12 protein-coding genes are annotated in these 12,738 nt (G+C 66.4%); 6 read left to right on the top strand and 6 right to left on the bottom strand.

Annotation, left to right across the window (positions count from 1 at the left end):
• The first annotated feature begins 3 nt into the window (after positions 1 to 3).
• The 6 genes from nosZ to QX094_RS32450 are packed head-to-tail and all read left to right on the top strand — an operon-like array spanning position 4 to position 6,617.
• Positions 4 to 1,929, top strand: a complete 1,926-nt coding sequence (nosZ, locus tag QX094_RS32475; RefSeq protein WP_315717460.1) for a TAT-dependent nitrous-oxide reductase — start codon at positions 4 to 6, stop codon at positions 1,927 to 1,929.
• A 3-nt stretch (positions 1,930 to 1,932) separates the two neighbouring features.
• Positions 1,933 to 3,324 carry a nitrous oxide reductase family maturation protein NosD gene (locus tag QX094_RS32470; protein WP_315717459.1) on the top strand — a complete coding sequence of 464 codons (1,392 nt, stop codon included), beginning with the start codon at positions 1,933 to 1,935 and terminating at the stop codon, positions 3,322 to 3,324.
• On the top strand, positions 3,321 to 4,241 hold the full coding sequence (locus QX094_RS32465) for an ABC transporter ATP-binding protein (RefSeq protein ID WP_315717456.1): 921 nt from the start codon (positions 3,321 to 3,323) through the stop codon (positions 4,239 to 4,241). The genes QX094_RS32470 and QX094_RS32465 overlap by 4 nt, the downstream gene beginning before the upstream one ends.
• On the top strand, positions 4,238 to 5,068 hold the full coding sequence (locus QX094_RS32460; protein ID WP_315717455.1) for an ABC transporter permease: 831 nt from the start codon (positions 4,238 to 4,240) through the stop codon (positions 5,066 to 5,068). The genes QX094_RS32465 and QX094_RS32460 overlap by 4 nt, the downstream gene beginning before the upstream one ends.
• Complete coding sequence (locus QX094_RS32455; protein WP_315717454.1) at positions 5,065 to 5,622, top strand: nitrous oxide reductase accessory protein NosL; 558 nt, start codon at positions 5,065 to 5,067, stop codon at positions 5,620 to 5,622. Before QX094_RS32460 ends, QX094_RS32455 begins: the two co-directional genes overlap by 4 nt.
• Positions 5,619 to 6,617: an FAD:protein FMN transferase gene (locus QX094_RS32450; RefSeq protein ID WP_315717453.1), complete on the top strand. Its 999-nt coding sequence runs from the start codon at positions 5,619 to 5,621 to the stop codon at positions 6,615 to 6,617. The genes QX094_RS32455 and QX094_RS32450 overlap by 4 nt, the downstream gene beginning before the upstream one ends.
• A 105-nt stretch (positions 6,618 to 6,722) precedes the next feature.
• Here QX094_RS32450 and QX094_RS32445 read toward each other — a convergent pair whose 3' ends face one another.
• From QX094_RS32445 to QX094_RS32420, 6 genes are read right to left on the bottom strand one after another with little or no spacing between them, the layout of a single operon-like run.
• A complete protein-coding gene (locus tag QX094_RS32445; RefSeq protein ID WP_315717452.1) occupies positions 6,723 to 7,349 on the bottom strand; it encodes an NAD(P)H-dependent oxidoreductase in 627 nt (208 codons plus the stop codon).
• A 3-nt stretch (positions 7,350 to 7,352) separates the two neighbouring features.
• Positions 7,353 to 8,948 (bottom strand): isochorismatase family protein, encoded by a 1,596-nt coding sequence (locus QX094_RS32440; RefSeq protein ID WP_315717451.1) that lies wholly within the window; start codon positions 8,946 to 8,948, stop codon positions 7,353 to 7,355.
• 18 nt (positions 8,949 to 8,966) lie between these two features.
• Complete coding sequence (locus QX094_RS32435) at positions 8,967 to 9,815, bottom strand: MBL fold metallo-hydrolase (protein ID WP_315717450.1); 849 nt, start codon at positions 9,813 to 9,815, stop codon at positions 8,967 to 8,969.
• A gap of 39 nt (positions 9,816 to 9,854) precedes the next feature.
• On the bottom strand, positions 9,855 to 10,742 hold the full coding sequence (locus tag QX094_RS32430) for an amidohydrolase family protein (protein WP_315717449.1): 888 nt from the start codon (positions 10,740 to 10,742) through the stop codon (positions 9,855 to 9,857).
• Positions 10,739 to 11,857 (bottom strand): VWA domain-containing protein, encoded by a 1,119-nt coding sequence (locus tag QX094_RS32425; protein WP_315717448.1) that lies wholly within the window; start codon positions 11,855 to 11,857, stop codon positions 10,739 to 10,741. Before QX094_RS32425 ends, QX094_RS32430 begins: the two co-directional genes overlap by 4 nt.
• Entirely contained in the window at positions 11,854 to 12,735 is an 882-nt protein-coding gene (locus tag QX094_RS32420; RefSeq protein WP_315717447.1) for a MoxR family ATPase, read from the bottom strand. Before QX094_RS32420 ends, QX094_RS32425 begins: the two co-directional genes overlap by 4 nt.
• Between the last annotated feature and the right edge of the window lie 3 nt (positions 12,736 to 12,738).

Raw genomic sequence — 12,738 nt, 5'->3', positions numbered from 1 at the left:
ACGATGGCGCACGACGACGACCAGACGAAACTCAGCCGCCGACAAATCGTCGGCACCGCCGCGCTCGGCGCGGCCGGCGTTGCCGGCAGCATCGGCCTCGGCAAGAGCGTCGAGACCACGCCGGCCGCCGCACAGTCGCGACCGGCGCAAGGCGCCGGCAAGGCGGAGGTCGCGCCCGGCCAGCTCGACGAGTACTATGTATTCTTCTCCAGCGGCCAGACCGGCGAGTTGCGGATCGTTGGCATGCCCTCGATGCGCGAGCTGATGCGCATTCCGGTCTTCAACCGGTGCAGCGCCACCGGCTGGGGCCAGACCAACGAGAGCCGCAAGATCATGACCGAGGGGCTGCTGCCCGAGACGCGCGAACGGCTCAAGGACCGGCTCGGCATCTGGATGAACGGCGACTGCCACCATCCGCACATGTCGTTCACCAACGGCACATATGACGGCCGCTACATCTTCATCAACGACAAGGCCAACACCCGGCTCGCCCGCATTCGCACCGACGTGATGAAATGCGACAAGATCATCGAGCTGCCGAACCAGTACACCATCCACGGCATGCGTCCGCAGAAGTTCCCGCGCACCGGTTACGTTTTCTGCAACGGCGAATATGAGGTGCCGCTGCCGAACGACGGCAAGGTGCTCGACGACAAGTCGAAATACTGGTCGATGTTCTCGGCCGTCGACGGCGACACCATGAAGGTCGCCTGGCAGGTGATCGTCGACGGCAATCTCGACAACACCGACTGCGACTACCAGGGCAAATATGCGTTCTCGACCTGCTACAACTCGGAGAAGGGCGTCACCCTGGCCGAGATGACGGCAAGCGAACAGGACTGGGTCACGATCTTCAACATCAAGCGCATCGAGGAGGCCGTCAAGAAGGGCGACTTCAAGGAGATGAACGGCGTTCCCGTGATCGACGGCCGCAAAGGATCGCCTTACACGCGCTACGTGCCGGTCTCCAACAGTCCGCATGGCCTCAACACGGCCCCCGATGGCATCCACGTCGTCGCCAATGGCAAGCTGGCGCCGACGGTCACGGTGATCGACGTCCGCCTGATCGACAACCTGTTCGACGACAAGATCAAGCCGCGCGACGTCGTCGTGGCCGAGCCGGAGCTCGGCCTCGGGCCGCTGCACACCGCCTTCGACGGCCGGGGCAACGCCTACACCACGCTGTTCCTTGACAGCCAGGTCTGCAAATGGAGCCTCGATCTCGCCAAGCGCGCCTTCAAGGGCGAGAAGGTCAACCCCATCATCCAGAAGCTCGACGTCCACTATCAGCCGGGCCACAACCACGCCTCGATGGGCGAGACCAAGGAAGCCGACGGCAAATGGCTGCTGTCGCTGAACAAGTTCTCCAAGGATCGCTTCCTGAATGTCGGCCCGCTCAAGCCGGAGAACGACCAGCTGATCGACATCTCCGGCGACAAGATGGAGCTGGTGCATGACGGCCCGAGCTTCGCTGAGCCGCATGACGCCGTGATCGTGCACCGCTCCAAGCTCGAGGGCCGCGTGACCTCGATCTGGAAACGCGACGACCCGTTCTTCGCCGACGCCCGCAAGCAGGCCGCAGCCGACGGCGTCACGCTGGAGAGCGACGCCAAGGTGATCCGCGACGGCAACAAGGTGCGCGTCTACATGTGGTCCAGCGCGCCCGCCTACGCGCTCGAAAAGTTCGAGGTCAAGCAGGGCGACGAGGTGACGGTCTATGTCACCAACATCGACGACGTCGAGGATCTGGTGCACGGCTTCTGCATCGTCAACTACGGCGTCAACATGGAGATCGATCCGCAGCAGACCTCGTCGGTGACGTTCATCGCCGACAAGCCCGGCGTGTACTGGTATTTCTGCACATGGTTCTGCCACGCCATGCACATGGAAATGCGCGGACGCATGCTGGTCTCGCCGCGGAACGCGTGAGCGATGCGGCGCATGCGCCATATCAAGACTCTGGGGCTGGCGGCGCTCGTCGTCGCCAGCCTGCCCTTCCGCGCAACAGCGGCGACACGAGCGGTCGCGGCCGACATTGCCGACTTGCAGGACGTGCTCGATCGCGCGGCCGAGGGCGATGAGATCGCGCTGGCCGCAGGCACCTATCACGGGCCGCTGCGGATCACCCGTCGCCTGACACTGACCGGCGCGCATGGCGCCGTGATCACCGGCGACGGCCGTGGGAGCGTCATCACCGTCATGGCACCGGGTACCGTCATTCGAGGTTTCGTCATCAAAGGCTCCGGCCGCTCGCTTGAGCAGATGGATTCCGGCATCTTCGTCGACCAGGGCGCGCACGACACGCTGATCGAGAACAACCAGATGGAGGGCAATCTGTTCGGCGTCTATCTGCACGGATCAGCCAACGCCATGGTCCGTCACAACAGCATCATCGGCCTGCGCGCGACGCGCGGCGGCGTCACCGGCAACGGCGTCTCCGTCTGGAACGCGCCGGGCGCCAAGGTGATCGACAACCAATTCCGGTACGGCCGCGATGGCGTGTTCGCCATCACCAGCCGCAACAACGTCTTCAGCGGCAATCGCTTCAGCGACCTGCGCTTCGCGGTCCACTTCATGTACACCAACGACAGCGAAATCTCCGGCAACGTCTCGACCCGCAACATCATCGGCTATGCGATGATGTTCTCCAAGGCGCTCGTCGTGAGGGATAACGTCTCGGATCACGACCGCGACCGCGGCTTGCTGTTCAACGCGGCCAACGGCTCGCAGATCGCCGGCAACAGCGTGATCGGTGGGCTGCAGCCGGCAGAGCGCTGGGCCACCGCGGAGAACCGCGGCACCGACGAAGGCGTGCCGCAGGCCGATGCGAGCACGGCCACGCCGACCGCCGGCGCCCGTCCCGGTCCCGAGAAATGCGTGTTCATCTACAACACCAACAACAACCATATCACTGACAACTGGTTCGAAGGGTGCGAGATCGGCGTTCACTTTACCGCCGGCTCCGAGGGCAACGACATCAGGGGCAATGCCTTCGTCAACAATGCCAGCCAGATCAAGTATGTCGGCACCCGCCATCTCGACTGGTCGAAAGACGGCCGCGGCAATTATTGGAGCGACAACCCGGGCTTCGACCTCAACGGCGACGGCGTTGCCGACACCGCCTACCGGCCGAATGATCTGATCGACCGCGTGCTGTGGACCGCGCCGGCCGCCAAGGTCCTGATCAACAGTCCGGCCGTGCAGGTGATCCGCTGGGCACAGGCGCAGTTCCCGGCGATCCTGCCCGGCGGCGTGGTCGACAGCCATCCGCTGATGTCGCCACCGCCGGCGCGCCGCACTGCCGCTAGGAGCAGCGCCCGATGAGCGCGACCGTCCATATCGCCGACGTGATCAAGCACTACGGCAAGGTCGAAGCCGTCAAGGGCGTGTCGTTCGATCTCGCGGCCGGGGAGATGGTGGCCCTGATCGGCCACAACGGCGCCGGCAAGACCACGCTGATGAAGATGATGCTCGGCCTGATCCGACCGACCAAGGGCGCGATCGCGCTGCTCGGCGAAAACCCGGCCGCGGGCGAGTTCTCCTCGCGGCGTCGGCTCGGCTATCTGCCGGAGAACGTCGCCTTCGATGCCGCGCTCACCGGCCGCGAGACGCAGAGCTTCTACGCCCGCCTCAAGCGCGAGCCTGTGAAGGGCGCGCTGGCGCTGCTCGATGTCGTCGGGCTGGGCGACGCTGCCGGACGCCGCGTCAATACCTACTCGAAGGGCATGCGCCAGCGCCTCGGCTTGGCACAGGCGCTGATCGGCCGGCCACGCGTGCTGCTGCTGGACGAGCCGACCACCGGTCTCGATCCCGAGCTGCGCCAGACGTTCTACGAGGTGATCCAGAAGCTCGCCGCCGAGGGCACGACGGTGCTGCTGTCATCGCATGCGCTGACCGAGCTGGAGGAGCGGGCCGGCCGTGTCATCATCATGAACAAGGGACTCAAGGTCGCCGACGGCACGCTCGACGAGTTGCGCCGCCTCGCGCGACTGCCGACCCGGATCCGGGTAAAGGTCGCTGAGCTGCCGCCATCCGGCCGGCCCTCCTGGCTGCCGGAGGCGACCTCCTATCGTCGGGTCAATGGCCACATCGTCGAGATCGACGCAGCGCAGGACGAGAAGATCGCTCTGCTGCGCCGTGCGACGGCCGACGGCACCGCCGTGCAGGATCTCGAGCTCATCCCGCCCAATCTCGACGAGCTCTACGCGCATTTCCTGCGCCACGCGGAGCGTTCGCAATGAATGCCGTGATCACCATCGCCGCGAAGGAAATCCAGCAGGCGATCCGCAATCGCTGGGTGCTGGCGTCGACCCTGCTGCTGGCGGGGCTCGCGCTGTCGCTGACCTTTCTCGGCAGCGCACCGACCGGCACCGTGGGCGCGCGCGCGCTCGACGTCGTCATCGTCAGCCTGTCGAGCCTGACCATCTTCCTGATCCCGCTGATCGCGCTTCTGATCTCGCACGACGCCATCGTCGGAGACATGGAGCGCGGCACCATGCTGCTGCTGCTCAGCTATCCCGTGGCGCGCTGGCAGGTGCTGCTCGGCAAGTTCCTCGGTCATCTCGCGGTGCTCGCCTTCGCGACCTGCCTCGGCTATGGCGCCGCTGCCGTAGCGCTGCTGATCGCCGGCAGTCACTTCGACAGTGACGGGCTCGCGGCCTTCGCCGCGATGATCGGCTCCTCCGTTCTGCTTGGCGCGGTGTTCGTCGCGATCGGCTATCTCGTCAGTGCAGTGGTGCGCGACCGCGGCACCGCAGCGGGGGTCAGCATCGGCCTGTGGCTCGTGCTCGTCCTGATCTACGACATGGCGCTGCTCGGCCTTCTCGTGATCGATCAGGGCCGCAACGTTTCCGGCGGCGTGCTCAGCGCGCTGCTGCTGCTCAACCCGACCGACGCCTACCGGCTGTTCAACCTGACCGGCTTCGCCAATGTCAGCCTGTTCTCCGGCATGGCCGGGCTCGCCGGCAGCAGCACGCTGTCGGTGCAGGTGTTGCTCACAGCGCTGGTGCTTTGGACGTTGGTGCCGCTCGCCGGCGCCGCGCTGGCCTTCTCCCGGAGGGAGCTATGAAACGCCTCGCTTTCGCCGGCTTGCTCATCGCCGCCTTTGCGCTTGCCGCCTGCAACGACAGGCAGGCGGCCGCGCCGCCGCCGCCGATCAAGCTGACGGCGGAGGCGATCGGGCATTATTGCGGCATGAATCTGCTCGAGCATTCTGGCCCCAAGGGACAGATCTTCGCCGCCAGCCTGATCGAACCGGTCTGGTTCTCCTCCGCGCGTGACGCCATCGCCTTCACGATGCTGCCCGACGAGCCCAAGGACATCCAGGCGATCTACGTCTCCGACATGGGCAAAGCCGCGAGCTGGGACAATCCGGGCGCCGACAATTGGGTCGAGGCGCGCAAGGCGGTGTTCGTGATCGGCAGCCGGGTCAGGAGCGGCATGGGCAGCGACGAGGCGGTGCCGTTCTCGGATCGGACCGCGGCCGAGCGGTTCGCTGCCGAGCACGGCGGCCGCATCGTCGGCTTCACCGAGGTGCCCCGCGACTACGTGCTGAGCTCCGCCGACGACAACGCCGGTCTGGCCGAGCCGGGTTCGAAGCAAACCACGGGAGTCCAGCGATGACACTTTACCTCTCGCGCCGGCGCTTCATCCGCATCAGCGCCGCATTGGCGGGTCTCGCGGTTGCTCCTTCCTGGGCGCAGGCGGCCGACAGCACAAGCGGATCGGTCGAATGGCGCGGCACGCTGCTCGGCGCCGTCGCCACGATCAAGCTTCATCACCGCGACCGGCAGGAAGCCGAACGGCTGATCACGGTGTCGATCGGCGAAGCCCGGCGGCTCGAGCGCCTGTTCAGCCTGTATCTGGAGCAATCGGCGCTGGTGACGCTGAACCGCACCGGTGTGCTGGTGGACCCCGCGCCCGAGCTGGTCGACATCCTCACACGCTCGCAGCGCTACGCCGCGATGACCGACGGCCGCTTCGACCCGACGGTGCAACCGCTGTGGACGCTCTATGCCGATCATTTTTCGCGCCCGCATGCCAATCCCGACGGGCCGCCGCAAGCGGCCGTGCAAGAGGCGCTGGCGCGGGTCGGCCATCAGCGGCTCAGCGTCAGCCGCGATCGCATCGTCATGCCGCGCGGCATGGCGCTCACCCTCAATGGCATCGCGCAGGGCTATGTCACGGACCGGATCGTCGAGCTCCTGCGCAGCGAGGGCGTGCAGCACAGCCTGGTCGACATGGGCGAAGCCCGCGCCATCGGCGCACGGCCGGATGCACGGCCCTGGGAGATCGCAATCGCCGATCCGGACATTCCCGACCGGACCGCTGCACTGCTTCCGATCATCGATCGCGCCGTATCGACATCGGGCGCCTATGGCTTCCGCTTCGATCCGCGAGGCCGCTTCAATCATCTGTTCGATCCGCACGACGGCGGCTGTGCGCAGCGCTATCGCAGCGTGACCACGGTCGCCGGCAATGCAACGGCGGCAGACGCGCTCTCGACCGCCTTCAGCCTGATGTCGGAGCCTGAGATTCGTGCCCTGCTGCCCCGCACCGAGGTCGAACGTGTTCACCTGATCGACGCGACCGGAGCGACAGTCGAGCTTGTCGCTTGAATTCGCGGCCGAATCAGTCGAGAGCGCGGCTAGAGGACGACGGTCGCCGGTCGAAGGCCGCACCGCTTGCTGCTAGGACCTGATGCGCGCCGCGCGGCTGCCTCGTCAAAATCGCGCGGCCATCTCGACGAGCCGCCTGTGCGCCCGCTCACGCGCCACGCCGGTGTGCGCCGCCGGCCCGCTGGTCGGCCCGATCGCCACGAAGTGCAGGTCGCGAAGGCCCATGAAGCGCAGCGCCTCGCGCAAATAGGGCGTCGCGAGGTCAGTACGCCCCCGGCTGATGCCGGTGGTGAAGTCGCCGCCGCTGGCGAGGATCACCAGCGTCGGACGATCCTTCAGAAGCGGCAGGTAGCCACGCGACGGATCGAAGCGAAAGGTGAGGCCCGGCTGATTGATGATGTCGAGCCAGTGCTTGAGTTTGTAGGGAACGCCGAAATTCCACATCGGCGTCGAGATCACGACGCGCTCGGCCAGATCGAGCCGCACCGCCATGCGCTCGGCCACAGCGAACGCCCGGCGCTGGCCGTCGGTGAAGGCGCGGCCGCCCATGCGGGCATATTTCGCCTGCAGGATCTCGCCGTCGAACTCGGGCAGACTCTCGCGCCACAGATTCATCTCGTCGACGTCCCAACCCGGCCGCGCCTGCCTGAAGCGGTCCAGGAAGGCGCGCGCGCCGGCGCTGGATTCCGAATCTGCCCGCGGCGAGGCGACGAGATGCAGCAGCTTTGGCATGCCTCACCCCAGCGCCCTGATCACCGCGTCGGCCGTGGTCACGACAGCAACATTCTGCATGGCGAAGTTGATCGACGCATTGTGCCAGTCCGCGTTCATGGTCGAGCAGCAATCCTCCGGCACCACGATGAAATAGCCCTTGTCGGCCCCGGTGCGCGCGGTGTGCTCCACCGACATGTTCGTCCAGGCGCCGGTATTGATGAGGACGTCGCGCCCGGTGGCCTTGAGAATCGTCTCGAGCCGCGTGCCTTCCCACGCGCTCATGCGCATCTTCTCGACCACGAAGTCGCCGCTGCGCGGCTCCAGGCCGGCGACAGGCGCCGCGCCCCAGCTGCCGCGCACCATCGCCTTGCTGTCGACCAGCCCCTCGAACAGCGGTGCGTTCAAGGTCACGCCGGGCGCGCCCGGCTCGACCACGAACCAGACATGAATGATGACGACGCCGCGCGCACGCGCGACCTCGGCGAGCCGCCGGACATTGTCGACCACGCGCTGCTGCTTGGCATGACCGGGCGCGCCGGAATCCGCGAAGGCGCCACCGTCCATGATGACGTCGTTCTGCAGATCCTGGATGATCATCGCGCAGCGGCGCGGATCGAGCTGCATGTCACCAGATGCCAGCTGCGGCGCCGATGGCGCGGACGTCGCGCTGGACATCGCCAGACCTGCCGTTGACGCCCCTCGACTTCGCGCGCTCATATACGGCTCGTGGCGCGGACCGACCTTGGTCGCGATCGCATAGACCGAATGGGTCGCGGTGAGATAGAGCGTGCGAAACTCGGGACCGCCCCAGGCGAGATTGGCGACGAGCTCCGGCACGCGCACCTTGCCGAGCAGTTCGCCCGTAGGCGCATAGACCCAGACGCCACCGGGTGCGGTGACCCAGACATTGCCGCGCTGGTCGCATTTCATGCCGTCGGGCACGCCTGGCTCGAGCTCGGAGCGGATGCCGCTGGCAAAGACGCGCCCGTTCGCCAGCGCACCATCGCCGCCGACGTCGAACACGCGGATCACCGCCTGCACCGTATCGTTGACGTAAAGCAGCTTCTCGTCCGGGGAAAAGCACAGCCCGTTGGGCTGGTCGAACAGATGGCGGTCAACCAGCAGCCGCGGCGGACCGCCGCCCGGCGGCACCCGGTACACGCCCTGGAAGCCGAGCTGGCGCGGCCGCTCCACGCCGTAGACCGGCATGCGGCCATACCACGGGTCGGAGAAGTAGATCGTCCCGCTGGAATGGACGCACACGTCGTTGGGGCTGTTCAGCTCCTGGTTCTCGAAATGCGATGCCAGGATCTCGCGGCGGCCGTCGGGACGCTCGCGCACCAGCGACGACGTCGCGTGTTCGCAGACGATCAGATTGAGCTCGGCATCATAGGTCATGCCGTTGCACTTGTTCGACGGCCGCCGCATCTCCACCACGCCGCGCTTCGCGTCCCAGCGGCGGCGGACATCAGCCGGCATGTCGGAGAACAGCAGGAACTGCTCGACGGGATGCCAGATCGGCCCCTCGGTGAACTCGAAGCCGGTCGCGACCTGCGCCACCGGCGCATACGGATCGATCAGAGTTTCGAACTCACTGCGCAACGTCACGTGGGTCATGGGGGCACCTTGTGCTGCTCACGCCGGAAACCAGTGCCGCTGCGGCAGCGACTGCACCAGCGGCCCCGGCACTTGGTCGTGCAGCCGTCCCACCACCACACCGCCTTCGATCTTGGCGGGACGATCGTGCACCGGCAGCAGATAGCGCGAACTTGACAGCAGCTTCTTGATCGCTGCCTTCTCGGCGCGTTTTGTCGTGCCGTGATTGCCGGTGGTGCGCGGCTCGCCATCCTGGATCTCGTTGAACGGCGTCACGATCTGGTCGTTGAAGTCGTAGATGACGTCGCCGCAGATGGTAGCGATGCCATCGGCAGTGTGGACGTGGATGTTCATCGAGCCTTCGGTATGGGCATTCGCAGCGTCGCAATAGACGCCCGGCATCAGCTCGACCGGGCCGGTGAGCTCGAGGTCGAGGAAACGCAGCGCACTCTTGGTGTGCAGCCGGTCGATCAGATGCTTGATGTCGGGCGCCGGATATTGCGGATGCATCAGCCCGGAAACCGAGTATTCGAGCTCGCGGCGGTTGAGCACGACCGTCGTGTTCATCGGGAACAGATCGTCCTTCCCGGCGTGATCGATGTGCAGATGGGTGTGGCAGACGTAGCGGACATCGCCCATGCGCACGCCGTGCCGCGCCAATTGGTTCTCGATCATGTTCTCATGGTACTGCAGCCCGCGCATGCCCAGCGTCTCCATGATCTGGTTGGAGCGGTAGCCGGTATCGACCACGACCGGATACGGCCCGCCCAGGATCAGGAAGCCGAGCGTCAGCACCCGGCGGGTGCGGCCGCAATCACGGCCGAGCACAAGGAAGCTCGATTCCAATTCGATATCACCATAGTCGAGAACCTTGATTTCCAGCGCCATGAGCGTTCCCTGTTGCTTTTGTTGTCGTTGCAGGCGGTATCATCCCAGCCGATAGACGCGCTGCGCCGTCCCTCCCATGACCTGCGCGCGCGCATGCTCGTCGAGGTCCCGGATGGCAGCCTCATAGGCCCCCACCAGTACGCGGTAGTCGGTCCAGAGCTTCTCGATCGGAAAGTTCGAGCCGAACAGGCAGCGCTCGGGGCCGAACATTCCGACCGTCTCCCGCACCACGTCGGCGACATGCGCCGGATCGTTGCGGCGAATGAAGGTGCCGAGGCCCGAGAGCTTGCTGACGACATTGCTGCAGCTCGCCAGCCGCTGCATGCCGGCTCGCCATCGATCGCGACCGCGCGTGGACAGATCCTCCAGCATGCCGGCATGCTGGAGGATGAAGGTCACGGACGGACAGCTCTCGGCGAGCGCTGCGGCGCCCGCCATCTGCGGCCCGAAGACCTGCAGGTCGAAGGACCAGCCGTAGTCGGCGAGCCGCGCGATGTTGGCGCGGATATGGGTATCTCTGCAAAGGTCTGGGGACGAAGCGAAACGATAGAGCGGGTTCTCATGCCAGTGCAGCTGCATCCGGACCCCGCGCAGCAGGGGATAGCGCGCCAGCCGGTTGAACTGCGGCCGCGCATCTTCGACGCTCAGATCGGCATAGGCGACGATCCCGTGCGGAAAGCCGTGCTGCTCAGAAGTTCGCTGCACCCAGGCGGCTTCGTCCTCGAAGCCGTCCTTGGCCCAGTTGGTCTGGACGTAGACCGATTGCGTGACGCCGCTGCCGGCGATGTCGTCGAGATACTCCTCGATCGTGTAGTCGCGCCTGATCGGCTCATAGGGGCCGAAAATCCGCGGCTGCATCGGCCCGACCAGCCAGGGCAGATCGGCCTGACGCCAGATGTGGTGATGCGCATCGACATAACCGGTCATGCCGCCCTCCTCTGTGCCAGCGACAGAACATGCGCGACGATGGTCTCGTCCGACCCGCCGGCTGCGATGTCGTCGACGAATGGCGCGATCGCCTGCAACGCCTCGGTCTGCGGCTTGAAGCCGGGCCCCGTCGCGAGCGGCGTCAGCCAGCTCAGGCGCCAGGCGCGCAGCGACAGCCTCCACACGGCGTCACGGAGCACATGATGGTCACCACGCTCGAGCCCATCCGAGATGACCAGCACGACGGCGCCCCGCGCGTAGGTCGAGAACCGCGGCACCGCGAGGAAGGCCTGCAGCGCCTCGCCGATGCGCGTGCCACCGTCCCAGTCGCTGACGAGATGCGAGGCAGCGAGCAGCGCCTGTTCGCGCCGCTTCAGCCGCAAGGGCCGCGTCACGCGTGTCAGCCGTGTGCCAAGCGTGAACACCTCGGCCTGGGGTACGGCCTGCACCAGCACGTGGGCGAGCCGCATGTTATCCTCGGTCCGCGCCTTCATCGAGCCGGAGACGTCGATCAGCAGCAGCAATCGTCGCAATCGAGGTCGCCGCTTCAGCCGCCGCAGCGACAGCACCTCACCGTCGCGCCTTATGCTCTCGCGCAGGGTCCGGCGCAGGTCCACGAAGCTGCCGCGCCGCGCGCGCATGCGCCGGTGGCCACGCCGTTTCGGCAGTTTTGCACGCGCCTGACGCGCGAGGCGCTGCAGGGCATGGCCGCCCGTCGTCGCAGCCAAGCGGCGGGCGACCAGCGCTTCAACGCGCGTCGCAGCCAGACCTGACTCGTTCTGCTCCTCGGCGAGATCGGGACCGACAGCGCCGTCCCCTTCCTCCTGGAGACGCACGACATCGTCCTGCCTGTCGCTCTCGCTGAAGGCCGTTGCCTCGGCGACACCAAAATGGACGTCGAACAGCAGATTGTAGGTCGCGAGCCGCTCCGGAGGCGGCGCGAGGGTCGCCGTCCCGGCACGACGGATATCCTCGATGCTGACAGGCCCCAGCAGTTCGATCGCAGCGAGGAAGGCGGTGGTCTGCTCCGGCGCAATTGCGAAGCCGTTTCGCCGCAACAGCGCAGCGAATGTCACGAAGATCTCGGTCGCCTGCGGCAGGCGGGGCTCGCTCATGTCATCGCCTCCGCGAGCAGCGCGTCGAGCCGCGGCGCGATGAAGGACAGATCCTCCTCATCCTTCAGCGCGACGCCAATCGCGCGCTTGAACGCATCGGGCCAGCGCGCGCCGGTCTGGTTGAGCAGCGTCGCCGCCTCCGCCCAATCGACCGCCTCGGCAATCCCGGGCGCCTTGCTCAGCGGCTCGCGCCGCAGCTTCGCCACTGCAGCCACCACGGCCCGCGCGGTCGCTTCGGCAACACTGGAGGCCCGCATCATCACGATGCGCGCCTCGCGCTCCGCATCGGGATAGTCGATCCAATGATAGACACAGCGTCGGCGCAGCGCTTCGTGCAGGTCACGGGTCCGATTCGAGGTCAGCACCACGATCGGCCGCTCCGCGGCGCGCACCGTGCCGCGCTCGGGGATCGATATCTGGAAATCGGAGAGAAATTCGAGCAGGAACGCCTCGAACTCCTGGTCGGCCCGATCGATCTCGTCGATCAGCAGCACGGTCGCATCGGGCGCGCGCAGGCAGGCCAGCATCGGCCGCTCGATCAGAAAGCTCTCGCCATAGATGTCGATGCTCTCCTCGCCGGCTTGGCGGATCGCGAGCATCTGGCGCGGATAGTTCCACTCGTAGAGCGCCGCAGCAGCGTCGATACCTTCGTAGCATTGCAGGCGGATCAGCTTGCGGCCGAGCACCGCGGCGATTGCCTTCGCCGCCTCGGTTTTTCCGACGCCGGGCGCGCCTTCCAAGAGCAATGGCTTGCCCAGCGCGAGCGCGAGATAGGCCGCGGTGGAGAGCCCGTCATCGGCGAGATAGTACGCCGCGCGCAGTGCCTTTTCCAGCGCCTGCGGCGAGTCGATGCCGACGATGTTGCTGCGGACCACCATGCT

It is taken from the genome of Bradyrhizobium sp. SZCCHNS1050 (assembly GCF_032484785.1).
Taxonomy (GTDB): domain Bacteria; phylum Pseudomonadota; class Alphaproteobacteria; order Rhizobiales; family Xanthobacteraceae; genus Bradyrhizobium.
This window is presented reverse-complemented; position numbering and strand designations above follow the sequence as displayed.